Origin of the sequence: Bacillus sp. OV322 (genome assembly GCF_900112495.1) — a bacterium.
Classification (GTDB): Bacteria; Bacillota; Bacilli; order Bacillales; family DSM-1321; genus Peribacillus.
The window spans coordinates 37,280-60,903 of sequence record NZ_FOMA01000004.1 but is presented as its reverse complement, the minus strand read 5'-3'; the positions used below and the strand labels follow the sequence as shown (position 1 = coordinate 60,903).

Below are 23,624 nucleotides of genomic sequence, written 5' to 3'. Positions count from 1 at the left end.
ATTCATATTTAATCCCCGGATTTTGATACACATCCTTAGGCAGGCAGCGTTCAGAGAAAAATGGCGGAAGCTACCATAATGGTTCGTCTTTGTCACTTAACTTGATAAAGAAAGGAAGAATTACAATAAATATAAGGCTTAGATAACCTAAAGAAAAAGTCCTTTGAGTATCAGAGGAAATATACTGTTTATGTCCACAGTTGGTACAGTTTTTACCCTTCTTTGAAAATCCGAGCGACCAAATTTCTTTAGCTTTCCATTTATTATTACAATTGGTACAACGTGCCACAAAACCACCCCTTTCTTCTATATTATTAATTTCATTACTAAAAAACAACACAGTTTACGAAAACATCCTAAAGAATGATAGTGAAGTGCTACATTATATGAGAATACGAAAGAGAAATCTCCATAAAGAAAGGGAAGCGGAAGCTTCCCTTTGTTAAACAAAAAACTTATGTCTTGAGCGCAATTTGAATCATTAGTTCAATCGCTGTAGGAATGGCTTCCTCGTCAATATCGAAACGAGGGTGGTGATGAGGGTATTGGCTGTTTTCACTCTGCATGCCCACATCAATGAAGGCACCCACTTTTTCTTTTAAGTAGTAAGAGAAATCTTCTGCTCCTGTTGATGGCTCCACGGTAACGAAGGTGTCAGCACCGAAGGTTTCTTTTATGATTTTTTGTGCAAATTCACATGCTTCTGGATGGTTGTAAAGCGGGATGGTTCCTTCGATATATTCGTAGTGTCCTTTTGCACCAAAGCTTGCGCAAAGCATTTCTGTTAGCTGCCTGGTTTTTGACTGCAGCAGGTCGGCTGCTTCGTACGTCATGGCCCTCATGGTGCCTTGCAGTCTTGCTTCTGATGGGATGACATTGTAGGAATTTCCTGCCTGCAGCCCGCCGATTGAGATGACGCCTGCTTCCTGTGGCGAAAGACTGCGGCTGATGATGGATTGGAAAGCCTGAATCAAGTGTGTGGCCACGTAAACAGGATCAACTGCCAGGTGAGGCTGGCCCGCATGTCCTCCCACTCCTTCGATCGTTATATCAAAGTCATTGCAGGAAGCACGGGATGCTCCAACTGCAAATCCGATTTTCCCAAGAGCAAGGCTTGACATTAAATGGATTCCGTAGATTTCATCCACTCCCTCCAGTACCCCTTCACGAACAAGCTTTTGTGCGCCGCTTGGCGAGGCTTCTTCAGAGCTTTGGAAAATGAGGCGGATATTATTTTTCACTAACTCAGGATTCTCGCTCAGCCATTTTGACACGCTAAGCAAAATGGCGGTATGGCCATCATGTCCGCAGGCATGCATCACACCTGGAACAGTAGATTTATAGGGTTTTTCAACTTCTTCTGTAATAGGAAGAGCATCCATATCCGCTCTCAGAGCAATGGTTTTTGCTCCTTCTGTTCCTTTAAAAAAGGCCACAACACTTGGTGCGGAAAATTGCGGCTCAAGCGGAATTCCGAACTGAGCAAGCTTTTCCTTTACAAAAGATGCTGTCCCATATTCCTCTCCTGAAAGCTCCGGATGCATATGCAGGTGCCTCCGCTGTTCAATGGCCCAAGCCTTTAACTCTGAATCTACTAATACTGCTGTTAACATGGTGTTTCCCCCGTTTCTGTCTATATGTGAATAATTATATATAATATTGAATTAATATTCAATTTAATTTACTGCGCAGCACCCTATTCAGGGATGCTGTTTTTTTATGGAAAGCTCTGTTAGTCTTGCCTCTTGATTTCCGCTCCAGACGCTTGCTTTCCGGGGGGCGTTCGCCGAGCCTCCTCGTCGCTGTCGCTCCTGCGGGGTCTCGCCTGAAACGCTAATCCCCCAGGAGTCAAGCGTCTTCCGCTCCAATCAACAAAATCCTGAAATCAACAATGGACTTTAACAAAGCCTTATATAAAAAAAATTGCCACTATGCTCCTTTTTCTTAAGTAAAAGATATATAGACAGTGAAAGGGAGGTGAGAACATGGAAAATCAAATTTTGGAACTGACTCGTTTGCAGATTGAGCTTGAGTCTGGTGTGAATGAGAAGGGTGAGCCTGTGGTTAAGCGCAAAACTCTTTCTAACATCGACAAAAAGGCAGATGCAGCGGCTTTGAAAAAAGGAGCGGATGCACTTGCCGGACTTCAAAAGCATGCTGTTGTGAATGTGAAGCGTCTGGATACGTGGGATATCGAGTAATCGATTTCACTGAAACTATGAAAGGAGGAAACCATAATGGAAAAAGTATTAGAACTATACTTTACGACTTCTGATGGAAAAACGGCCAAGGTATCGGTCGAGGATCCGATTGATAATCTTAATTCGCAGGCAATCAGTGCAGCGATGGATGAGATGCTCTCTTCAGGCATTTTCATTACCAAAACCGGCACTTACACAAGCAAAAAGGAAGCACGCATCGTTGAAAAAACGACAACTAATTATTCTTTTTAATAAGGAAGGAAAGGCTTCTCCACTTAGTGGGGGAAGTCTTTCCTGTGTGTTTACATATTGGGGGGCGGATTTGTGAAGGTAGCACATATTGAGGAATTTGCTTATTTATCTAATTTTTCATCACTAAAAGAGTTTAACAATAGCATTGAACAGCAGATGCTTGAGCTGAAGGGGACGTTTACGAAAAGTGAAAGTATTGCCATTAAGAGGCTTATTCGATATGCTGCCAAAATACCAGGTGTTTGTTTGGCCAAAATAGGGACGATTGTGGCGGCGACACATAAAGACGGGGAAATGGGGATATCAAGGTCGACGTTTAAAAGAGCGGTTTTGAAGGCCAAGGACTCCGGGCTGCTGACGATTCATGAGCTGGAGAGGAAGAACGGATCGCAGACCGCCAATCTTTATGTTTTCAACCGTATTTCTTTGTCACAGTGCGCTGAACCACCCAAAGGCGAACAATTGGACCGCCCAGAAAACTATCAATCTTTTGAAACTAACAACATAAAAGAAAAAGAACGTAACACCGCGCCTCCTGATCCTGAGATTCTTGATGCGTCTTTCACAAGCGAAAGAGTTCCAGCAGCATTTACGAAAATTGTTTCATGCATTTTTGATGACTTCAGTGTGATAGAGGAATTTTGGAGAATGACGGGATTTGCTTTTAAGGGGCTGGGTTATTGCAGTGATACGATGCTTAATATGTCGGTTGTTTCGTTTAAGCAGACGGTGCGGGCAATAAAGAAGAAAACACTTCGGCGGAATAAGTTTGCGTATTACTGGGGCATTCTGCAGAAAAAACTGGATGAATTGTACTTCAGCGAGCTGTTTGAACTGGGGTTTTAGAGGGTCCTGTTTAGAGGTATAATGAAGGAAAAAAGGCAGTGATGATGGTGAAAAAACAGGAATTTCCGATTGTATTTGATTTGGATGGAACGTTATTTGACTGTAGGGAGCTGACGAATCAGACGTTTCCGCTTGTGATTGAGAGGCTTTCTGAAAAGTACGGGGAGCAGCTTGAGATTAAATGCTTCCAGCAGTATGAAAGGTTCCTTGGCACGGTGACGGAGGATATTTTTGCAGAAATATTGCCGAATGCAGGCCGAGAGATTGTGAATGAAGCGGAGCATCTGCTGATAGAAGTGGAAGAGGAGCTGATCCCGAAGGCTGGGAAGCTGTATCAGGGTGTGGAAGATACGCTTGCAGCGCTCAAGAGTCAGGGATACCCGCTGTTTATCGCGAGCAATGGCAGCAAGGAATATGTGGATTTCGTGTTACAGGACTTTAGGATCCATGGCTTTTTTGATGGAGTGTTCAGTGCAGGAGGTCAGGGGACAAAGACGAAAAGTGACTTGGTGGCGGCTTTAATAAAGAATCATGGTTACACAGAGCGTGGCATTATGGTCGGCGACCGCCATTCTGATATGGAAGCAGGGACGAATAGCGGGCTGATGACAGTTGGCTGTACATACGGATTCGGAGATGAAAAAGAAATCGGTGATGCGGATGTTAAGATTTCTGCGATTTCTGAGCTTGTGGATGTTGTGCGTGAGATAGAAGAGAAGCAGTACGAATTGTGATTGGAGAGACAGGATGATTATAGAGCTTGATAACAAAAGCAGTGTAATTGCAGAAAAGATTTTACATGTCCAGCTGCCGGCATATAAGATTGAAGCCAATATTATCGGTTTTGAAGGCATTCCTCAATTAAAGGATACGGTTTGTGATCTTACGGAATGCAGGGAAACGTTTATCGGGTATACTTCAGGAGACGAGCTGCTTGGGTTTATTTCCTATACCATTGAAGAGGGAGTGGTTGATATCTGCCGGCTGGTGGTGGATCCTTCTCACTTCAGAAAAGGTATTGCAAGGGAACTGCTGGAACATGTTTTGGAGATAGCGGGAAACAACAAGGTCATTGTCAGTACAGGCAAAAAAAATGTGCCTGCTTTGAATCTTTATAAACGTTTTGGATTCGAAAAAGTGAAGGAAGTAGAAGTTGCTGCTGGAGTTTTTATTGCTATTTTGGAGAAAAAGGCTGAAAATTCGACAAAAATGAAACGAAAGGCTTAGCATATTAGTGTTCTCCTGGGGAATATAATGAATACAACCCATCATAAAGGAGAGTTCTAATGAACCTGACAACCAGATTTCTTCCGAAGTGGCATCTTTATTTAAAAAGTTATAACGAGACACTGTTAGAAGGCTGCCTGGATGAGAGATTCATATAGACAATAGGGCGTCTTTAAAACTATAGGTGTAATGAACCTGGCCTTTGTGGTGAGGTTCTTTGTGTTTTTGTCGTGAAATAGATGCTTTTCCCTAAAAAATGAAATGATCATGGATCCACTCAGTTTCATAATATATTTCAAATGAAGTTATGAGGCGGTGTATTCATTGGATTTGCAATTGCGCAGAACGAAAATGGGAGAAGCGGGTGTTCTTCTTAACATTCAAAAAGAAGCTTTTAGGGATGATTTGCAGAAGTACAGGGATTATTCTACTAGTCCAGCGGCAGAAACAAGGCGTATGCTTGCCCATAGAATCAGGTTTTCTAATCATTATACGATTATAGCGGATGGCAGGATTGCTGGCGGTGTTGACATTATGAAGATAACGAAGCACCATTACCGGCTGTTCCGGATTTTTCTTGACACTGCTTTTCAAAATCAAGGCCTGGGTGCCAAGGTAATAGCTTTGGCAGAAAGGAACTTTCCCGAAGCGGAGATGTGGAGTTTGAATACACCGCAGGATAATTTTCGTAACCGCTATTTTTATGAAAAATTGGGCTATAAAGTTGTAGGGGCGAGCAAAATAAATGATAGTCTGAGTTTATTGGAGTATGAGAAGATTTTGTAAAGGGTGCCTGGATATCCAGGCATTTTTTTGTGTGATGATTTAATTCGCTCGAATTGGAGGCGAATTGGCTCTAATGAGACGGAATTCGGCTCGAATCAATGAAGATTTCGCTCGAATCAGGCCTGATTTGGACTTATTATCCAATTAAATGGAAATAACAAGGCGCAGATTTATATGAATTAGGCGGAATTCAATAATCAGCTGATGTTGTCTGTAGGGTGCAATTTAAAATGGTTGCTTTGGGTGTGTGAATATAAGAAAAAACAGGAAAGTCAGATTAGAAAAGGGACAGTACCGTTTTTTCTAAGGTATTGTCCCTTTTATCTGATTATTTACTTAACCCGAATGCAAAGAAGGGTCCATTTACTGTTATTGTGGATAAGATTCGAGCCATTTCTTGGGGAGATTCCTTCCTGCCGCTATCTAACCATTGTTGAATGACCCCTATATGTGCAGAAGCAACGTAAGAAGCTAAGTATTGTCCTGGAACAAGTAAATGTTCCTCCTTAAGGAGTGCGTTTGAATCATTTCCAAATAGAGTTTTCCACATGAATTCTTTCAGTCTTGTCTGAAAAGATACATCGCCTTTTGGACCTAATACAGCTTTCATAAAACCGCTGTTTTCATTAAAATACTCAAATATTGAAACGGCAAGGGAGAATGGTGTTGCAGTCGAGGGGTTGGTCTTAAGTGCGGCAATAACTCCTGGAAAGTTTTGTTTTGCAAGTCTGGACATCTCGAGCATAATCTCTTCCTCGCATTTTGTGATTAAATCAAATTTGTCTTGGTAGTGGGCATAAAATGTACCCCTATTAATTTTTGCTCTAGTGGTTATGTCTTTAACGGTTATGGCTTCAAAACCCTTTTCATTGATCAATTCAACAAGTGCATCCCGGATGGATTCTTTTGTCCGAATGACCCGTAAATCCGTATTACTATCCCGCAAGCTATTTCCTCCTTACTTTTATCCAACACATTTATGACAAATGTTCCGTAACCAACACATCTGCCATTTTTGATTATTGAAACAGTACTTGACTACACTTTATAATCTGATTGTAAATAAACAACAGGTTGTTCATTTATTGTAGCATGAAACCAAGGAGGATAAAATATGTTCAAAAACAAACTAGTATTGCTGTCACCAATCATTGCATTGGCAATTATTTTTATTTTTTCATTAACATTATTTCCATCAGTCCAGCCACAGCCCAAAAATCTGCCTATTGCCATCGTAAATGGAGATAGCGGTGTGCAGGTTCCTAATGGGCCAAAAATGAATATGGGGAAAAATATCGTTGATAAGATGAGGGAAATTTCAAAATCGGCAAAAGGAGAAGACCCTGCTGTAAAATGGGTTGCAGTAAAAACATCAGAGGAAGCACAAAAGGGAATGGATGATCAAAAGTATTATGCAGCATTAGTCATTCCGAAAGATTTTAGTGCTAAACAGGCATCATTAAGGACACACGCACCCTCTTCACCCCATGTTCAAATTTATATCAATCAGGGAATGAATACAGCAGCCTCAACAATGGCGGGACAGATCTTGAATGGTGTGTATGACAATATGAACAACACCATTCGCACCCGGCTCCTTCAAGAATTTGAAGCTCAAGGAGCCGCATTAACAGCAAAACAAACGGCCGTTTTAGCGGCTCCTATATCAAAAAAAGTTACAAATGTGAATGAAATTGGTACAAATAGCGCAAACGGAAATTCTCCTGTTTCCTTATTTCAGCCATTATGGATAGGTAGCTTGGCAAGTGCGGCAATTATTTTTATGGCTGTCAGTAAATTATCCATTACAAACCGGAAAGAGAACCTTATCGCAAAGCTAGGGCAAATTTTAATAGGGGCAATTATTTCACTTGTCGTTGGGTTTGGTTTAACTTGGTTCGCAGATGGGCTGGTAGGACTTCATATACCGCAGTTTACGGATACAGCTTTATTCCTATCGATTACTTCTTTTAGCTTTTTCCTGATGATTACAGCGGTACTGTCCCTGCTGGGAATCAGAAGTATAGCTCTTTTCGGGTTAATGTTATTCTTTGGTGCGCCACTGCTTGCAATGGCCCCGGAAATAATGTCTCCATTTTATCGGGATTGGGTGTATTCTTGGCTGCCGATGAGATTTATGATTCAAGGTTTGCGTGAATTGTTCTTCTTTGGAAAAGGATTAACCTGGAGTTCTCCAGTATCAGCACTTGTATGGATTGGATTAATAAGCACTGTAATGATACTGGCATCTTCCGTAAAACTTAGTTTGGCAAAAAACAACATGAATAACGAAAAATTAGAGGCATAACAGTAAATAAGCCGTTTTCTTTTGGGAAACGGCTTTGTTCTGTAAAAAATTCAGAGAAGTTTCCTTAAGCGCTTCCCTTCATGAATCTCTTGAATACCTTCTTCACAAACTCCATAGGAACGCCAGGAACAAGATTTACAGACAGTTTGAATATCGGATGGGACGACAAACTTTCGGATTGAGGCCTCAATGTCCATCCAGGTCAGGATTTGTCCGATTTTAAGCCCCATTTTCTCTAAAATAATCGCATCTTTTTCATAAATATTGTCGTCTTGACAGTGATATTTACCTGAGTTAGGATATTTTTCACACAATTGATCAGGTCCCTTTACAAGCAAAATTAACGTGTTGGGTTTAGCTCTCAAGGTTTGATGCAAACGTGTCATATTTTCCACGTATTCTTCAGAATATCCCATTCCCCGATAGCCCAGAAGGCAAAAAAGATGATGACCCCGCAGCTTATACATATTTCTCCCCCCAGTTTTCAGGTTTAATTGATGTTAAGTGTTAACTAAAATTATTAATGGTTAACATATATTATTCATCTTAACATATTACACCCGTACAACTGAGAACTTTTTGTATTGTTGTCAACGGAGTACCCTAAAAGGCATAACATTAACTAAGCCATTTCCTATAAAAAAGATACAGGTTTCCACGGGTTCTCTTGATGGGATGGGGACAAAACAATCAAATAGCACTTAAAATCGCAGAATTATTCGCAAAATCGGATAGGTTATTTTTTATTGATATGAAGCCATTTACACAATTTTAGCAACAAAAATAAAACAAATTTCAGCACAAAAAAATACTTGTAAAATAGCTATTGTACAGTGGTATTTCGTATGATTTTGTTTACGATTTTATAGTCCAAAAGGTATGCTGTTTTTACTTAGTTAGAGAAAGTTTATTCTGCAATAAATGCAGCCGAAGGAAGTTGAGGAAAGAAAAATTTTCCTAAAATATGGAAGTGTTATGATAAAATTTATGTATAGGTTGGATAAAAAAAGGGGGATACAAAATGAAACGATTTATAATGCTCTCAGGCTTAATATTGCTTTTTATTCTTTTAACAGCTTGCTCGTCTAAATCATCTTTAGAACTTGTAAAATCAAAAGTTGATATTGTTAATGATAAAAGCAAGGTTGGTGCAATAGGTATAACAGAAGGTGACATGAAAGGGCAGGAACTTGTACCAACGGCGTTATATTATGAGTTTGAAATCAAAAATAAAGGTAATGAAAAAATAGGAGGAATTGGTGATAAGGGGTTACAAGTAAAAATTGAACCAAATGATAAATTAGCAGCTATCTCCAAAGAAACAGTTGGTTTTAATTTTTTTGAACCCTCTTCATATAATGAAACGGGTGTAGGATACGGAGCTTCTTCTGATGGGGAAATCCTTCCTAATAAAAACGGGAAATACATTTTATCTTTCGATTTGGGTGTAAGCGAAGAAAACCCACAAGTTCCTTTAAGAGTTCCATCAAAAGAAAAGCTAAATAAACTTAAGGATAATGCTTTAGATGCATCTCTAATAGTAACTTCAGATGGTAAAGAAATAACTCGTTTTAACTTAAAAAAGGAATAGTTAAAATTGTGCTATTTAATTTGATGAAAAACAAATAAAAACAGTAAAGCATCGGTGCTAAAACCGATGCTTTTTTAGGTGTTAAATTATTGTTATTTTGTATGTTTTTTTAACTTTTGTCCCTCAAAAGAAAACCCGTTAGGTTTCCCTATATCTTTTTTTAAACACGATCGATTTCATCAAGCATATCCTGATTCCATTTACAGTCGCAGATTTCTGCTGCTTCTGTTACATGGTGGATTTTGGTTGCGCCGATGATGGCGGATGTGACGGCGTCTTGGTTGAGAACCCATGAGAGGGCAAGCTGTGACAAACTGACTTCGTTCTTCTCAGCGATTTCCCTGTAGTGTTCCACTTTTTTGAAGTTTTCTGATGTAAAGTACTTTTTCAATAATTGTTCGCCATGTGCTGCACGGCTTTCGGCTGGAGCATCTTCCGGGCTTTGGTATTTGCCGGATAGCATGCCTCTTGCCATCGGGCTGTACACCATGACTCCAACGCCTTCTGATTGTGAAAATGGCAGAAGCTCCTGTTCGATTTCCCGTGAAAGCAGGTTATATTGCGGCTGAACAGACACATACTTTTCGAGGTTTAATCTGTGACTGATCCCGTGTGATTTGGCGATCTGCCAGGCTGCATAGTTGGAACAGCCGATATACCGCACCTTGCCTTGACGGACGATGTCGTCGAGTGTGCGAAGCGTCTCTTCAAGTGGTGTACTTTCATCGAAAATATGAACCTGATATAAATCAATATAATCGGTCTGCAAACGGCGCAGGGAGTTGTCGATTTCGTTCATGATATGTACCCTTGAAAGGCCGCGTTCATTTTTGCCGCGTCCCATCTGGATGCCGACCTTCGTTGCCAAAACCACTTGATCACGTTTTCCTTTCAGGTAACGCCCAATGATTTCTTCACTTTCCCCTGTACCATGCTTGAATTCCTCATCCTGGCCTTTTCCGTAAAAATTGGCTGTATCCACAAAATTAATGCCGCTTTCAAGAGCCGTATCCAGAATGCTATGTGAGGCATCTTCATCAATCCATCTGCCAAATGCCATCGTGCCTAAGCATAAATTCGAGACTTCCAAACCGGTTTTTCCAAGCTTTTTATACTGCATGATCCCACCAGCCTTCATTTGTTTTTAAACAAGCATAGTCCTTTTAAATGGGAGATTCAAGAAATTAGGGCTGTGGAAACTTTACTATCATAAGTCGTTGGGATTAATAATGGCAAGTACCTGATGATCTTCCCAATTTCCGTTTATTTTTACATTCTTGATGGCGATTCCTTCCTTATGAAAACCAGCCTTCTCCAATACCCGGATGGAACCGATGTTGTGGGGCATCACGCCGGCTTCAATTCTATGTAGTTGTAGTTCCGTAAAAGCATATTGGACCACAAGCTTGGCAGCAATCGTTGTGTAGCCTTTTCCATTATGATCTTTATCGAGAGAGTATCCGATGAACGCACTTTGCAGTGAGCCGCGGAGCACTTGGAAAAGATTGATATTTCCTATGAGTGTATTATTTTCAGTAAGGAAAATGCCAAAATGATAGGCTTTATCTTCTTTTGAATGCTGCTGCCGTGAGTTGATAGCTTTTTTTTGAAATTCTAAAGTATAGTAATCTTCTTTGCGTTCACTGGAAAATGGCTCGAAAAAGCTTTTATTTTTGACAAATAAATTTAGCAATGCACCGGTATCCGCTTCAGTAAAGGGTCTCAAGTATATTTTTTCGCTGTGTAACATGTTGTCCGCCTTTCTTTGTCGTAAAAGGACATTTAATAGAATGAAAGCTTACCGTTATTTTACCATAAATTTCAAGGCGGCTTTATTGGAGTCGGTTTTTTTATAGCGGTACAATCGCATAGAATTCTGGAAAATGGGCAGATTGGTTAACAGTGTTAGGTGGTTATCAAATGGAGAATTTAGATAGTGAAAATTCATTTTTTAAAGGGTGCTTTTGGGGAGTGCTTTTGTCCATCCCGCTGTGGGCCCTGATTTTGTTTTTGGTTAATAAAGTCTTCTGGTGAGACGACAAAGAAAAAAGCCTGCATAGGGAGCAGGCAGCCGCGTACATATTTGTTTTACATTCCTTTTACATATAAAACGATGATAACGGCAATGATTAATCCAAATATAATGAAAGTCCCAATCCCTGAACTGTACACAAAATAAACAGTGGTGTGGCTGATCATATTTACAAGTAAAAATATCAATAAAATAAAACACGATAAAAGGACAAACGGCATATTTTTATTTCTCTTCATGTCAGCCAGGCTCCTCATCATGTAGCGGTATATTTCTATACCCTATGTGAGGGGAGCCTTGTATTATTCTGGATTCTTAAGGAGGATGATTTTCAACTCGCTCGAATGAAGCGGGATTTGGCTCTAATGAAGCCTAATTTCGCTCTAATCAGAGAGGATTTGGCTCGAATGGAAGCAGATTTGGCGCAATTATCCATTTAACTGGAAAATAAGTCCTGCCTTTGAGGCTGTTTCTGTTAAAAATCCTCGTTAAACAAAACAATTCTAGTTTAACGAGGATTGTTTAGATAAAAAGTGCTTATTAGAGGCTGTATTTGCTACTCCCAATAATTTTTCATTAACTCGCAAGACCACTTGGGCTGCCTAATTTCTCCTCTTGGCAAAAATTCCTTCATAACTGGCTTTATATCGATGATGGGTGTGCCATCAATTGCGTCTAATCCCCTGACCCATAAAGACCGTCCTTCTCTTTTGATTACCTCAGCTATCGTCGAGCCCATCTTATTCGGGCGATTCTTGCCCCGCTGTGCAAAAATGCCCACTTTAGGATAAGCAGGATTATTTCTAGGATGCCTTGCAGCGTTCTGAATATTTTCGTCCAAAACGAGGTGAAATATATAATGAATTTCAGCATGACTGAACGCTTCAATTCCGTCCAGGCAGCTTTCATCCCATTCCTCGCCAAGCTCAATCAAGGAAGAGATGTTTCCCCAATAATCATCCTCAGGAGTTTTTCGCTCATTATAAACGGTTCCAATAGCTTTAAGAGTAAACAAATTCATTCAAATCAGCCTCCTAATAAAATAACATAATCAAACTGGATGGAAAAATGGCCAAGCGGTTATTCTATTATCCGAAAAAAGGCATGAGGAGGTGCCCTCACACCTTTTTACATCAGTTATATACCGAACTGGGAATCTTTAAAACCGGATTTCCAGCAGCATAGGGTGCCACTTCATATTCCTGATAAATCAGGTAAATGCCACCGTGGGCAAAGAAAAATTGAGATTTGCTGTTCATTGGGACATCGCTTCTTTTATGTACAAAGTAGCTGGTGGACTCATGCTTGCTTAGGTAGTTGTAGGCGTATGTTCTGACTTTTTCCATTTTTTCTTTTGTGGTAAGGATGTCGCTTATTTTTACCCGGGTGCCGCTGCTGTTGAAATTAAAGCCTTCAACATAGTCGTTTCCGTGGGCGCCGCCTAGATAAGTATAGTCGCTAATCAGTATGCTCAATCTTGATCCGTCATTGTATTTAACTTTATAAGAGGTGATGTATTCATAGTTACAGGCAAATCCGCTGCACCATTCTTCGCCTCTGTCTCTTTTTTCCTGCGCTTGGGTTGCCAAATATGCCTTATAAGATCTTGCTGCTTCATTCAATAAGGTTTGGTTGATTTTCTTTTCAGCAGTCTTATTTTTCATGCCGGAAACTTGTGGATAGCTAAGATCGCTTACTTTGTATGTGTGTTTAGTTACCTTGATGGCTGTGTAGAATTTCAGGTATTTGGTAGAAACATAGGCTTTCTTATTTTTATACAAAATTTCAGACCAGCCGGAACTCAGCTTTGCATATACATTTACATTAGAGCCACTTGATAATGAACCAATGATTTTCGCTTTTGTGCTTGGAGCACTTCTGACATTTAATGTAGTTTCGGTATTCACATAGGCTGTCTTTACCGAAGCTGCACTTGCCCCGTGAGCTGTGACGAGCAAGGAAACGAAAAGTGACAAAACAAGCAGGGTCTTTAAGACTTTTTGTATGTTCATAATATCCCTCCGTATAATTTAAGGTACCTAGCTATTATATAAGAAGAAAATTAAAAAAACGATGGATTTTGGTAAAAAATGGTCAAAAAAACAAGCCGCCGCCAAGAGGCAGGGGCTTGCATTAGGTTCTTATTTATTGGTACCATAGCTGATCATGTTAGTGAAAATCCTGTAGGCGCCAGGCACCTGGCTTTGGATTTGCCTGTAGAATACTAAGCTTGTATATAAGTAGGTTCCCTTCCCGTAGTTGGCAGCGAGTATGCCTCCTGTAAAAGGAGCTTCATTGGGATCGGCCATGCTGACGAAGGTTTCATAGCGGCTGTCCCATTCCATCGGATAATACAGTCCTCTTTCCTGAATCCAGTTTTCCCAGTCTTTATCGGTAATTTTGTTCGGGTAGCTGAATAGCGGAGAGTTCGGATTTGTTACAGTTACCTTGGCATTTTCATCGGTTACTCTCCATCGTATGGAAGGGTCGCCAATTTTAAGTTTGTACGGTGCGGTGGCAGCAGGGTCCCATTTGTCGCCGGGTTTATGATATTGAACAACGACGTGTCCGCCGTTTTCCGCATATTGCAGCAAACGTGCATTGTTTTTCAGCAGGTCGGCACGGGAGAGATAGGCGCGAATGCCTGTAACAATGGTATCGTATTTGCTTAAATCGCCTGTGGATAAATCTGCTTCTGTCAGTTTCGTGACGTGAAAACCTGCTTGAATAAGGCTATCTGCCACTTTATCAAATCCGCTGTCCACATAACCGACGTTCAGGTTTTTTGGCTTGTTCAGTTCAAAGGCTACAGCTTTTAGCTTAGCCGGGTATTGATAATAAAAGGTTCCGATATGATTATAGGATATTTCCTGGATGGTGGAGCCGAGTTTCTGTCCATTTCTTTCTGCTATGGCATCAATAGAGTAATCTCCCGCTTTAATGCCAGCTGGCGGTGAAAGCTTAAAGGTGACATCTTGTTCTTCAAGCTTCTTTTTAAAAGAAAGAACAGCTTTTTGAGGAGAAACCTTCCACCCCTTTGGTATGTGTAAAGAGACGGCTGTTTTAGCAGCTCCACTTTGATAGTTTTTAGCTTTGACTGTGACGGGAATTTCCTTTTGCACCTCAAGTGTGTTTACAACAAGGTTATCGGGTGACAAAGTTAAACCGACTTCCGGAAGAACTGCAATGGTTCCTTCCAGATCCTGAACGTGGCTTGCAGCTGTTCCTTTGGCCTTGTAGTTTATCTTAGCTTGTATGGCAGGTGCTTGGTACGGGTCATAATAGGCAGCATTCTTAGGGACGGTTATATTGTAAGTAAAAGATGCCGTTCTGCCTGGCTTTAGAGTTTTGTTCTGATTATGAGTGGCAGCCTTCCAGCCCTTTGGAATGATGAGAGACGCTCCGGCATTTGTGATGGTATGCTTTCCATTGTTTACTAGTTTTACTGTTACAGTAGTTTTCTGTCCTTTTGTAAGAATATTTGAAGTTGCTTTTGCCGTAACTGAGAGGCTCGAGGAAACAAAGCTGGCATTTTGCAGCTGGTCTTCCTTGAGTGAGAGCTTATGCAGCAGGTCAGCCTTCAGGGCAGAATCCAGGCTTGCACGCTTGGTTTTTGCAAGTGCAGAGCGGACTTCTTTTAATGCCTGCTGGCTTTTGTCAAAAACCTTGCTGCGGTTCGGATAAGAAGAAATAGCAGAGTTAAGGTCAGACTGAAGGGCTGTAAACTGGTTCTTTAAGGCTTGTTCTTTTTTAGGGAGCTTTTTTGCCCACTGTTTTAAGTCATAAGGTACACCTGCAAACAGGTCTTTATTATCACCGACTGCGCTTTTCAGGAGTTCCAAATCAACTTGTCTTGGTTCTGCAGGGATGACAGAACCCATTCCCTGGCTTTTGTGCATGAACCGTGATTGTTCGCCTAATTGAGGATAAGTCATTTTATAGACCGGATCATATTTGCCGATTTCTATGGAAGTGGCTGCTGATTCTTTGGAGGCGGCAGGGAGGTAGAGTTTCTTAATTTGCCAGACGGATAGACCTTCTTTTAATTGATTTGGAAACACTTTAGGATCTGCGGCGTCTTTAAATGCCCGTTCTGTCAATATCTCCATGGTGCGGTGGTGGCCGTGCTGTGTGTCATCGTTTCGGAACGAGGGCATCGCAATGTCTGGCTGATAGGTGCGGATAAATCGGATGACACGTTCATAGGTGAGTGTTTCTCCCCATTTTGAAAGGGTTTCTTCAGGTGTTTTTGAAAAACCGAAATCATAGATAGGGTCAGAAGTGGTTCTGCTTAAATGGTAAGCCGTCACGCCTGTGATTTTGGCAGCTTCAATCATTTCTCTTGAGCGGATAATGCCAAGTGCATTACCTAATTCATCACCAATCTCATTTTGTCCTCCCTCGCCGCGGTTGGCAATCAGGCTTGATGTTTTGACTCCAAGCCCTCTTGATAAATAGGCCAAAAAGTCACTGCGCTCATCATCAGGATGGGCTCCGGTATTCAAAAAAGAGACGGTTGTTCCAAGAGGCTTTACAGCATTCCAAAGGGCAACATCAGGTTCTTTTGCTGGAGCGGCAATTCCTTCGATAGGGAAAAAGGATACACAAAGCAGAATCGAAAGGAATGAGAATAGAATTCTTTTCATTTTGTAACCCCTTTCATCTTTTTGCGGAGTTTTACAAACTTTCCTCCTTTTGGCCTGGGTATATAGTAGGTTAGTTAATATTCCTAACTAACAGGACGAAAAAACCCCTTAGCTAATGAATAACACAACAAATTGACTTTGTAAATACAGTAATAACATTTACTTAACAGAATTATCTAAATAATAAAAAAATATATTGAAACCGCTTTATTTATAATTTATAGTTTAGTTAATTAGTAAAACTTACTAACCAAAAAAGTTAAGGCCGTGATGTGATGAGTCTAAAAGGGACACCCATGCATATGAAATACATGAATAAAAAAAGAATATTGCTGTGCATCCAGGAGTTTGCACCAATTTCACGGGCAGAAATTGCCGCTAAAATTAACATATCTAAGCCTACTGTATCCATGCTTGTGGAGGAGCTGATCCGGGAAAATTGGGTGTATGAAAAAGGCAGCGGTGAATCTTCATCACAGGGAGGAAGAAGGCCTATTCAGCTTTACTTTAATGAAAAAGCCATGTTCATTCTGGGTACAGATATCGGCGGCACAAAAGTCCATACTATTCTCAGTGATTTAAACGGCAGCATCATGGGAGAAAAAAGCTTTCACACAGCCGAATTTCTAAAGAGCGGGCTTTTGGAAAAAATTGCAGAAGATGTGAACTCCTTGCTTATGGATAAGAACATTAACAGGGATTCCATATTAGGGCTGGGGGCAGGTGTTCCCGGTATCACGGATTCTAAACGTGGCATTGTATCGGAAGCCCCTAGCCTTAACTGGGTGAACTACCCGTTCATTGAGGAAGCTAAAAAGTACTTTGAATTTCCGGTTGTGGTGGATAACGATGTGAATGCTGCAGCTTTGGGAGAGCAATGGCTGGGAGCGGCAAGGGATAAGAAAAATGTATTATTCATAGCTGTCGGAACTGGAATCGGAAGCGGCATTATAATTAATAATCAGCTTTACCGGGGAGCCTTTGGCGCAGCAGGAGAGATGGGTTATATGGTCACAGACCGGCAGGATGTAAAGAGGGATTTTAAACCGGTTTTTCAGCATTATGGATATTTGGAAAGTGTTGCAGGGGGGAAATCCATAGGGGAGGCATTTACCAGGAGCGTGAGAAACGACCCTGGCCACCCGCTTTACATGGATGCCCTGTCTTCGGAATTAACTGGGGAGATGGCTTTTCTATGTGCAGCAAAAGGAGACGGGACTGCTGATAAAGTAATCGGGGAAGCGACCGAGCATTTGGCATTTGGTGTCATTAATGCAGCAAGCTTGCTTAATCCTGAAATAATCATTCTAGGAGGTGGTGTCTCGAAATCATCTAATCAAATTTTGCCAAGGCTGTGTGAAATGGTCAAACAGTATCTTCCGGGATCACTGGAAATCCAGACGACGAAGCTTGGAAATCATGCTGGTGTTCTTGGAGCAGTTTCTCTGTTTTTAAGGGAACATAAAAGCATTCTTACTCATATTGAAGAGGGGGATTTTTTGTGAAGATGAATAAAAAGATATCGGCAATAACGGCATTAACCCTATCAGCTGCCATGTTCATGACGGCGTGCAGTTCAGAGAAAAGCTCTGGTACAAATGGAGAAAAGAAAAAGGATTTGGAAGAAAAAATTGTGGTCTATTCTCCTCATGGAAAGGATATTTTATCAGAGTTTGAGAAGAAGTTCGAAGCGAAGTACAACATTGATGTAGAGTGGCTCGATATGGGTTCACAGGAGGTGCTCGACCGGGTCCGCTCTGAGAAAAATAATCCTCAGGCAGACATCTGGTGGGGAGCTCCGTCTACAAGTTTTGACCAGGCAAAGGATGAAGGACTGCTTGAGCCATACAAGCCAAAATACGCAAATACCCTCGCAGACGGCTTTCACGATCCAAAGTGGTATTGGACAGGAACTAGCCAAACTCCAGAAGTCATCATGTACAACAGCAAAAAGGTATCCAAAAGTGAAGCACCTAAAGATTGGGATGACCTTCTTGACCCCAAATGGAAAGACAAACTAATTATCCGCTATCCTTTAGCATCAGGAACTATGAGAACGATCTTTTCTTCTATGATTTACCGTGATTTTAAAGATTCAAAAGATCCGGCAGGCGGCTATAAGTGGCTTGAGAAGCTGGACAAAAATACGAAGGAATATTCTGCGAATCCAGAAATGATGTATAACAAAGTGGCAAAAGGCGAAGGTGTCGTGACCGTCTGGGATATGCCGGATGTTGTTATGCTGAAGGAAACTAAAAATTATCCTTTCGAATTCATCATTCCGGAAAGCGGGACTCCTGTATTAACAGAAGGGATCGCTGTAGTGAAGAAGGCGCCTCATCCAAAAGCGGCGAAAGCTTTTTATGAGTTTGTGAATTCTCCTGAGGCCGCCAAGATTCTGGCTAAGGACTTCTACAGGATTCCGACGAGAAACGATATTAAAGATCTGCCGGATTGGATCAAAAATACAGAAATTAAGAGCATGGATATCGACTGGTCTGTTTTCCAGAAGGAAAGCGATGGCTGGATGAAATACTGGGATGAAAATATAAAGAGCGGGAACAAAGAAATCAAGGAATAGGAAGTGAAAGGTATGGCGTCGATACAAATAGAAAATGTCCAAAAAACCTTTGGAAAGGTAACGGCAATTGATCACTTAAACCTTGATATTAGGGATGGTGAATTCTTTACCTTTCTTGGGCCAAGCGGATGCGGCAAGACGACAACACTGCGCATGATTGCCGGTTTTTATTATCCGACAAAGGGCATCGTCCGGTTTGGGGAAAAGGATATGACGCGAGTACCTCCTGAAAAAAGAAATACAGGCATGGTTTTTCAAAACTATGCCCTTTTTCCTCATATGACCGTGTTTGAAAATGTAGCGTACGGACTTAGAGTGAGGAAAACCTCTCTCAAGGACATTAAAGAGCGTGTTGGCAATATTCTTCAAAAGGTACGTCTGGAAAAGTATGCTGAAAGACAAGTTAGCCAGTTAAGCGGAGGACAGCAGCAGCGTGTGGCCCTGGCCCGTTCGCTTGTCATTGAGCCGGAAATTCTTTTGCTGGATGAACCCTTGAGCAATCTGGATGCCAAACTGCGCGATGAAATGAGAAGTGAAATTCTCAGGCTGCAGCGTGAATATAAAATCACCACAATTTACGTGACTCATGATCAGGCGGAAGCATTATCGATGAGTGACCGGATTGCGGTGTTTCATTATGGAGTCTGCCAGCAGGTTGGAACGCCGGCAGAAATCTATAATGAGCCAGCAAACGATTTTGTTGCAAGTTTCATAGGTGACATAAATCTGCTGCCGGTCAAAGAGATTTATAGGGATCATGGAAAACTGGAAGCAGAAGTTTTACATGAAACCCAGCGTTTTTCTATACATACCCATCACATCAAGTCAGAGTTAGAGGGCGAGCTCTCTCTTTCTGTCAGGCCGGAAGCAATCAGGATTTTAGAGGCTGACCATGACGGGCTATCTAATGTGTTTAATGGCACGATTGAAGATATCCAGTTTTTTGGATCGGTCATTAATCTTGATGTTTCGGCAGCGGGACATCGTCTTAAGATCAATATCCTGAACAATAGTTCCTCTGCCTTGTATAAAAGGGGAGAGCAGGTGCTGGTTCATATACCTGAAGATCATATCCGCATTATTCCAATGGTAAAGGATGATGCTTTATGATGAAAAATCGAGATTCCAGGCTGACATATGGGCTGTTGATACCTGTTGTGCTTGTCCTTATTGCCTATGTGCTGTATCCATCGATCCGTACTCTTGTGGAAAGTCTGAATAAGGATGGCAGTGTGACTATATCAAACTATCAGGATTTCTTTTCACAGAAATCAAAGACCAATTTGGAGGCGCTTTGGAATTCCGTTTACATTTCTGTTTTAAGTGTGGCTGCAAGTGCTGTCATTGGTATCCCGCTTGCATTGATCTTCAACCGCTATGATTTCCCTGGAAGGAAATTTTTCTCTACGGCAGCTATCATGCCAATTGTTCTTCCGTCGTTAGTCGGTGTAATGGCTTTTATGTTTTTATACGGTGAAACCGGACTGATTCCTAATTTAATAAAAGATTTGTTTGAACTAAAGAAGGTACCCTTCAAAATTGGGGGAGTATCAGGAATTCTGCTCGTGCACGCCTATACGATGTATGTGTACTTTTATATGACCGTTTCATCCGCTCTGAATAAAATTGATCCTTCACTTGAGGAAAGTGCCCACAACCTTGGGGGTTCAAGATTCAATGTGTTTTGGAAGGTGACGTTTCCGCTTTTGACACCTGCGATCGTGGCTGCTTCGCTTCTTGTATTTATGATTTCTATGGCATCGTTTAGTGCACCATTTTTATTGGCAGGCGGTTACCGGGTCCTTAGTCTGCAGATATATTTTTCGAAAATTAATGGTGATATGGAAATAGCTGCTGCACAATCTGTCATTCTTTCGATCGTTTCAATCAGCTTCCTGCTGTTCATGAGGTGGTATCAAAACAGGAAAGACTACCGAATGGCGACAAAGGGGATCGGAGCTCACCGCAGTGAAGTGAAAAACCCTGTCACGAAGTGGATAATGGTAATTTTTGGAATACTGGCTGTCATTATTCTGCTTCTTCCGCACTTTACAATCCTGCTTCTTTCGCTTGTTCCGGATGGCACGTGGACATGGCAGACCTATCCATCGACATTCAACTTTGAAAACTTCCGTTTGCTGTTTGAAGATCCCAATATTCTGAAGCCGATTAAAAACAGCTTATTGCTGGCTGTGATTGCAACCGCAGGCAACCTGGTATTTGGTGTGCTTACTTCGTACTTGCTTGTGAAGAGGAAATTCGTCGGGAAGAACTTTGTGGATATCTTAGTGATGATTCCCTGGGCGCTGCCGGCAACAGTAATCGGGATGAATCTCGTTTTTGCTTTTAATGAACCGAATATTTTTTCCTTTGGAAACATTTTAGTAGGAACTTTCTGGATTTTGCCGCTCGCTTATTTTATCAGGCACATTCCGCTTGTGGTGAGGTCTACAAATGCGGTCCTTGAGCAGCTGGATGATTCGATTGAGGAAGCGTCACGGAGTCTCGGTGCAAAGTGGTTTTATACGTTCAGAAAAGTGATACTGCCAATTATTATGCCAGGTGTCCTTTCTGGAACACTGCTTGCCTTTGTTGAAGCAGTGGGAGAATTTCCTACTTCAGTTTTACTGTATACCTTATCAAACCGTCCAATATCCATAGAAATCATGAATCAGCTTCGCATGTTTAATATGGGGCAAGCGGCAGCTTATGGCATGATTCAAATTATTTTAATTGCCGCTGTTCTGTTTATTTCAAATAAATTCTTTGGTGTAAAGGCGGAACAATCACTTTAACGGAGGTATTGTATGTTTGAAGATTTTATTAAAAGCGAAGGCACGGTCTTTCCCGGGAAAACTTATGTGGAGCAATTGCTGAAGCCTGTTTTTAATGATCAAAGGGATTTCCTGTTTCATGTGATGTTTGATATTCACCGGGCACATGTGATTATGCTTGCTGAAGAGGGGATTATCAAAAAGTCTGAAGCTGAGGTCATGCTAGGGGGAATCAATAAGGCTGCGGTTTGTGATTCTTCTTCATTATGTTATGAGCCGGAGTTTGAGGATTTGTTTTTTATGATGGAGGCAAGGATTGGGGAGGAAATAGGCGCTGAGCTTGCCGGTAAGATTCATATTGCCAGGAGCCGGAATGATATGGGAGTGGCAATGTACCGGCTCGTGCTGAGACAGCACCTCCTGGAAACCATAGGACATGTACATTCCTTGAGCGAGGCGCTGCTGTATCAGGCAGAAAATCATAGTAATACGGTGATGACCGGTTACACCCATACACAGCCGGCCCAGCCGACAACGCTTGGTCATTATCTGCTCGCTGTTTATGATGTGCTGCAAAGAGATGCGAAAAGGCTCCAGACTGCGTATGAAACGGTGAACAGATCGCCTCTTGGAGCAGCCGCCCTGACGACTACAGGCTTTCCGATTTCGCGCAGCCGGACATGTGAATTGCTTGGCTTTGAGGGAGTGATTGAGAATTCCTATGACTCGATTGCGGGTGCTGATTATCTCCTTGAAACAGCTTCTGCTATTATGACGTTAATGGTGGATTCGGGCCGGTGGATCCAGGATTTCCTGCAGCATGTGACAAGAGAGTTCGGCTCCTTTACTGTGGCGGATCCTTATGTGCAGGTAAGCAGCATTATGCCGCAAAAACGAAATCCGGTGTCCATTGAGCATGCGAGGGCACTTGCCAGCAGCTCTTTCGGGGATGCAATGGCTGCAGTGAACATGATTCATAATACACCGTTTGGCGATATCGTGGATACAGAGGATGATTTGCAGCCGCATCTATACCGGTCATTCAATAATGCGAACCGGGTGCTGAAGCTGATGTATGCTGTCATTTCCACTTTAAAGGTCAATGAGGGGCATATGAAAAAGATGGCCGGTAAATCAAGCATCACCATCACCGAGCTGGCCGATTCATTATCACGTGACTACGGGATATCCTTCCGCCATGCCCATTCCGTTGCAAGTAATATAGCCAAAAAAACAAAGCAGCAGAATATGGAGTTATATGAATGGGACGTTCAGGACATAAACAATATGCTGCAGGATTTTGTCTCCGTCACACTTACAAAAGAAGAGTGGCAGAAAATTATTTCCCCGGAATATTTTGTTGAAATAAGGAAGGTGCAGGGCGGACCGAATCCTGATGAAGTGGAAAGGATGATGTTGCAGCGTAAGGAAGCTCTTTTGCAGGCTAAAGGTAATTGGGAAAAAGTGATGAATATATTGAAGGAAAAACGGGCTGAACTGATGGAATTTTCCTTTAAAAGCTGAACCGGGAGAGAACTCCCGGCTTTTTTTAGTATCATGAATTTGTGATTGTCCTGCCATTTATGTATGATAGGGTACTAAGAATACATGGGTTAGGATGAATATAATGAATCAGCCGCAAACGAATGAGACGATTGCACGCAGGGATAAAAAGCTGTTTAAAATATTGGTTATTATTGCTTGGGGTTTTGTACTCTGTGTGAACACTTGGACAAAAAGCCTTGAGCATTTTCTTGATTTTAAATCGCTGGGTTTTACCTGGGACTCGTCTCCGGATTTTGTCTCCTTTTTTTATTTTTATGATTTAACATTGATACACCAGGACTTTATCATCGTGAAGCTTGGACATTTCACGGGTTTTGCCGTGATGGACCTTTTGCTGTATTGGCTTTTGAAAAATCATAAGCGGGCGATTCTGATTTCATTTGCCTTTGCGTTTTTTACGGAGTTTTTCCAGCTGTTTTTCGGCAGGGACGGACGATTATATGATCTTGGCATTGACTCACTGGGCATCTTGTTTGTCTCCTTTTTTCTTAGTGTGTTTGAGCGGAGGATACGCGGGTAGAGTAGAGTGAGGGGCAAATCTTTAGGGATTTGTCCTTTTTTTGTGCATTCGCTCCAATCAAAGGGAGTTTGGCTCGAATCACTGTACATTTGGCTCTAATGAAGGGGAATTTCGCTCGAATCAGCGCTGATTTGGTGTTATTATCCAGAAAAATGGAAATTAAAGTGCGTGACAGCCCTGTGCATTGAGGGAAACAGAGATGTTTTGAATATATTAATGGCGAAGAGTGCGCCTTAAGACAAATATCAGGGCGAGATATCAGGTTTTTTTGCTAGAGTAAGAGGTAATTTCGGA

The 23,624-nt window shown here is 41.6% G+C and carries 23 protein-coding genes; 14 read left to right on the top strand and 9 right to left on the bottom strand.

Annotated elements, in window-relative coordinates:
* Positions 1-455: 455 nt before the first annotated feature.
* Positions 456-1,613, bottom strand: coding sequence for a M20 metallopeptidase family protein (locus BM126_RS10620; protein WP_090989494.1), 1,158 nt, complete (start codon positions 1,611-1,613; stop codon positions 456-458).
* 372 nt (positions 1,614-1,985) lie between these two features.
* Here BM126_RS10620 and BM126_RS10615 point away from each other — a divergent pair, with 372 nt between their 5' ends.
* The 6 genes from BM126_RS10615 to BM126_RS10590 all read left to right on the top strand — a co-directional run bounded on the left by BM126_RS10615 (position 1,986) and on the right by BM126_RS10590 (position 5,312).
* On the top strand, positions 1,986-2,201 hold the full coding sequence (locus tag BM126_RS10615; RefSeq protein WP_090989493.1) for a DUF1659 domain-containing protein: 216 nt from the start codon (positions 1,986-1,988) through the stop codon (positions 2,199-2,201).
* Between the two features lie 36 nt (positions 2,202-2,237).
* Positions 2,238-2,453, top strand: coding sequence for a DUF2922 domain-containing protein (locus tag BM126_RS10610; RefSeq protein WP_071353213.1), 216 nt, complete (start codon positions 2,238-2,240; stop codon positions 2,451-2,453).
* 72 nt (positions 2,454-2,525) lie between these two features.
* Positions 2,526-3,299 carry a hypothetical protein gene (locus BM126_RS10605; RefSeq protein ID WP_090989492.1) on the top strand — a complete coding sequence of 258 codons (774 nt, stop codon included), beginning with the start codon at positions 2,526-2,528 and terminating at the stop codon, positions 3,297-3,299.
* A gap of 41 nt (positions 3,300-3,340) precedes the next feature.
* Positions 3,341-4,033, top strand: a complete 693-nt coding sequence (locus BM126_RS10600) for an HAD family hydrolase (protein WP_090989491.1) — start codon at positions 3,341-3,343, stop codon at positions 4,031-4,033.
* A 13-nt stretch (positions 4,034-4,046) separates the two neighbouring features.
* Entirely contained in the window at positions 4,047-4,526 is a 480-nt protein-coding gene (locus BM126_RS10595; protein ID WP_090989490.1) for a GNAT family N-acetyltransferase, read from the top strand.
* Positions 4,527-4,850: 324 nt separating this feature from the next.
* Positions 4,851-5,312, top strand: coding sequence for a GNAT family N-acetyltransferase (locus tag BM126_RS10590; protein ID WP_090989489.1), 462 nt, complete (start codon positions 4,851-4,853; stop codon positions 5,310-5,312).
* Between the two features lie 328 nt (positions 5,313-5,640).
* Here BM126_RS10590 and BM126_RS10585 read toward each other — a convergent pair whose 3' ends face one another.
* Positions 5,641-6,258: a TetR/AcrR family transcriptional regulator gene (locus BM126_RS10585; RefSeq protein ID WP_090989488.1), complete on the bottom strand. Its 618-nt coding sequence runs from the start codon at positions 6,256-6,258 to the stop codon at positions 5,641-5,643.
* 168 nt (positions 6,259-6,426) lie between these two features.
* Here BM126_RS10585 and BM126_RS10580 point away from each other — a divergent pair, with 168 nt between their 5' ends.
* A complete protein-coding gene (locus BM126_RS10580; RefSeq protein ID WP_090989487.1) occupies positions 6,427-7,620 on the top strand; it encodes a YhgE/Pip domain-containing protein in 1,194 nt (397 codons plus the stop codon).
* Positions 7,621-7,670: 50 nt separating this feature from the next.
* On the opposite strand, the gene BM126_RS10575 is transcribed toward BM126_RS10580, so the two are convergent.
* Positions 7,671-8,087: a DUF1284 domain-containing protein gene (locus tag BM126_RS10575; protein WP_090989486.1), complete on the bottom strand. Its 417-nt coding sequence runs from the start codon at positions 8,085-8,087 to the stop codon at positions 7,671-7,673.
* 554 nt (positions 8,088-8,641) lie between these two features.
* Between BM126_RS10575 and BM126_RS10570 the strand changes: the two genes are divergently transcribed.
* Positions 8,642-9,211 carry a hypothetical protein gene (locus BM126_RS10570; protein WP_090989485.1) on the top strand — a complete coding sequence of 190 codons (570 nt, stop codon included), beginning with the start codon at positions 8,642-8,644 and terminating at the stop codon, positions 9,209-9,211.
* A 160-nt stretch (positions 9,212-9,371) separates the two neighbouring features.
* Here the strand turns inward: BM126_RS10570 and BM126_RS10565 are convergent, their stop codons facing one another.
* From BM126_RS10565 to BM126_RS10535, 6 genes are all read right to left on the bottom strand, one after another.
* Positions 9,372-10,331: an aldo/keto reductase gene (locus tag BM126_RS10565; RefSeq protein ID WP_090989484.1), complete on the bottom strand. Its 960-nt coding sequence runs from the start codon at positions 10,329-10,331 to the stop codon at positions 9,372-9,374.
* An 87-nt stretch (positions 10,332-10,418) separates the two neighbouring features.
* Positions 10,419-10,961 (bottom strand): GNAT family N-acetyltransferase, encoded by a 543-nt coding sequence (locus tag BM126_RS10560; RefSeq protein ID WP_090989483.1) that lies wholly within the window; start codon positions 10,959-10,961, stop codon positions 10,419-10,421.
* Between the two features lie 338 nt (positions 10,962-11,299).
* Positions 11,300-11,482 (bottom strand): hypothetical protein, encoded by a 183-nt coding sequence (locus BM126_RS10550; RefSeq protein WP_090989481.1) that lies wholly within the window; start codon positions 11,480-11,482, stop codon positions 11,300-11,302.
* A gap of 317 nt (positions 11,483-11,799) precedes the next feature.
* Positions 11,800-12,264 carry an SAM-dependent methyltransferase gene (locus tag BM126_RS10545; RefSeq protein ID WP_090989480.1) on the bottom strand — a complete coding sequence of 155 codons (465 nt, stop codon included), beginning with the start codon at positions 12,262-12,264 and terminating at the stop codon, positions 11,800-11,802.
* Positions 12,265-12,376: 112 nt separating this feature from the next.
* Entirely contained in the window at positions 12,377-13,255 is an 879-nt protein-coding gene (locus BM126_RS10540; RefSeq protein WP_090989479.1) for a PdaC/SigV domain-containing protein, read from the bottom strand.
* Positions 13,256-13,384: 129 nt separating this feature from the next.
* Positions 13,385-15,889: an NEW3 domain-containing protein gene (locus BM126_RS10535; RefSeq protein ID WP_090989478.1), complete on the bottom strand. Its 2,505-nt coding sequence runs from the start codon at positions 15,887-15,889 to the stop codon at positions 13,385-13,387.
* A gap of 311 nt (positions 15,890-16,200) precedes the next feature.
* On the opposite strand from BM126_RS10535, the gene BM126_RS10530 reads away from it, so the two are divergent.
* The 6 genes from BM126_RS10530 to BM126_RS10505 all read left to right on the top strand — a co-directional run bounded on the left by BM126_RS10530 (position 16,201) and on the right by BM126_RS10505 (position 23,330).
* On the top strand, positions 16,201-17,394 hold the full coding sequence (locus BM126_RS10530) for an ROK family transcriptional regulator (RefSeq protein WP_256213059.1): 1,194 nt from the start codon (positions 16,201-16,203) through the stop codon (positions 17,392-17,394).
* Positions 17,395-17,396: 2 nt separating this feature from the next.
* Positions 17,397-18,470, top strand: a complete 1,074-nt coding sequence (locus tag BM126_RS10525; RefSeq protein WP_256213084.1) for an extracellular solute-binding protein — start codon at positions 17,397-17,399, stop codon at positions 18,468-18,470.
* Between the two features lie 12 nt (positions 18,471-18,482).
* Entirely contained in the window at positions 18,483-19,580 is a 1,098-nt protein-coding gene (locus BM126_RS10520; RefSeq protein ID WP_090989475.1) for an ABC transporter ATP-binding protein, read from the top strand.
* Positions 19,577-21,265 (top strand): ABC transporter permease, encoded by a 1,689-nt coding sequence (locus BM126_RS10515; RefSeq protein WP_090989474.1) that lies wholly within the window; start codon positions 19,577-19,579, stop codon positions 21,263-21,265. Before BM126_RS10520 ends, BM126_RS10515 begins: the two co-directional genes overlap by 4 nt.
* Before the next feature lie 12 nt (positions 21,266-21,277).
* Positions 21,278-22,768, top strand: a complete 1,491-nt coding sequence (gene argH, locus BM126_RS10510) for an argininosuccinate lyase (protein ID WP_090989473.1) — start codon at positions 21,278-21,280, stop codon at positions 22,766-22,768.
* A 103-nt stretch (positions 22,769-22,871) separates the two neighbouring features.
* Positions 22,872-23,330: a VanZ family protein gene (locus BM126_RS10505; RefSeq protein ID WP_090989472.1), complete on the top strand. Its 459-nt coding sequence runs from the start codon at positions 22,872-22,874 to the stop codon at positions 23,328-23,330.
* Positions 23,331-23,624: the final 294 nt, after the last annotated feature.

What these genes read in the sequence shown, in the direction of transcription:
- BM126_RS10620 (WP_090989494.1), bottom strand. Translation starts at nt 1,613, where the DNA reads ATGTTAACAGCAGTATTAGTAGATTCAGAGTTAAAGGCTTGGGCCATT.
- BM126_RS10615 (WP_090989493.1), top strand. Translation starts at nt 1,986, where the DNA reads ATGGAAAATCAAATTTTGGAACTGACTCGTTTGCAGATTGAGCTTGAG.
- BM126_RS10610 (WP_071353213.1), top strand. Translation starts at nt 2,238, where the DNA reads ATGGAAAAAGTATTAGAACTATACTTTACGACTTCTGATGGAAAAACG.
- BM126_RS10600 (WP_090989491.1), top strand. Translation starts at nt 3,341, where the DNA reads ATGATGGTGAAAAAACAGGAATTTCCGATTGTATTTGATTTGGATGGA.
- BM126_RS10595 (WP_090989490.1), top strand. Translation starts at nt 4,047, where the DNA reads ATGATTATAGAGCTTGATAACAAAAGCAGTGTAATTGCAGAAAAGATT.
- BM126_RS10580 (WP_090989487.1), top strand. Translation starts at nt 6,427, where the DNA reads ATGTTCAAAAACAAACTAGTATTGCTGTCACCAATCATTGCATTGGCA.
- BM126_RS10575 (WP_090989486.1), bottom strand. Translation starts at nt 8,087, where the DNA reads ATGTATAAGCTGCGGGGTCATCATCTTTTTTGCCTTCTGGGCTATCGG.
- BM126_RS10570 (WP_090989485.1), top strand. Translation starts at nt 8,642, where the DNA reads ATGAAACGATTTATAATGCTCTCAGGCTTAATATTGCTTTTTATTCTT.
- BM126_RS10565 (WP_090989484.1), bottom strand. Translation starts at nt 10,331, where the DNA reads ATGCAGTATAAAAAGCTTGGAAAAACCGGTTTGGAAGTCTCGAATTTA.
- BM126_RS10560 (WP_090989483.1), bottom strand. Translation starts at nt 10,961, where the DNA reads ATGTTACACAGCGAAAAAATATACTTGAGACCCTTTACTGAAGCGGAT.
- BM126_RS10550 (WP_090989481.1), bottom strand. Translation starts at nt 11,482, where the DNA reads ATGAAGAGAAATAAAAATATGCCGTTTGTCCTTTTATCGTGTTTTATT.
- BM126_RS10545 (WP_090989480.1), bottom strand. Translation starts at nt 12,264, where the DNA reads ATGAATTTGTTTACTCTTAAAGCTATTGGAACCGTTTATAATGAGCGA.
- BM126_RS10540 (WP_090989479.1), bottom strand. Translation starts at nt 13,255, where the DNA reads ATGAACATACAAAAAGTCTTAAAGACCCTGCTTGTTTTGTCACTTTTC.
- BM126_RS10535 (WP_090989478.1), bottom strand. Translation starts at nt 15,889, where the DNA reads ATGAAAAGAATTCTATTCTCATTCCTTTCGATTCTGCTTTGTGTATCC.
- BM126_RS10530 (WP_256213059.1), top strand. Translation starts at nt 16,201, where the DNA reads ATGAATAAAAAAAGAATATTGCTGTGCATCCAGGAGTTTGCACCAATT.
- BM126_RS10525 (WP_256213084.1), top strand. Translation starts at nt 17,397, where the DNA reads ATGAATAAAAAGATATCGGCAATAACGGCATTAACCCTATCAGCTGCC.
- BM126_RS10520 (WP_090989475.1), top strand. Translation starts at nt 18,483, where the DNA reads ATGGCGTCGATACAAATAGAAAATGTCCAAAAAACCTTTGGAAAGGTA.
- BM126_RS10515 (WP_090989474.1), top strand. Translation starts at nt 19,577, where the DNA reads ATGATGAAAAATCGAGATTCCAGGCTGACATATGGGCTGTTGATACCT.
- argH (WP_090989473.1), top strand. Translation starts at nt 21,278, where the DNA reads ATGTTTGAAGATTTTATTAAAAGCGAAGGCACGGTCTTTCCCGGGAAA.
- BM126_RS10505 (WP_090989472.1), top strand. Translation starts at nt 22,872, where the DNA reads ATGAATCAGCCGCAAACGAATGAGACGATTGCACGCAGGGATAAAAAG.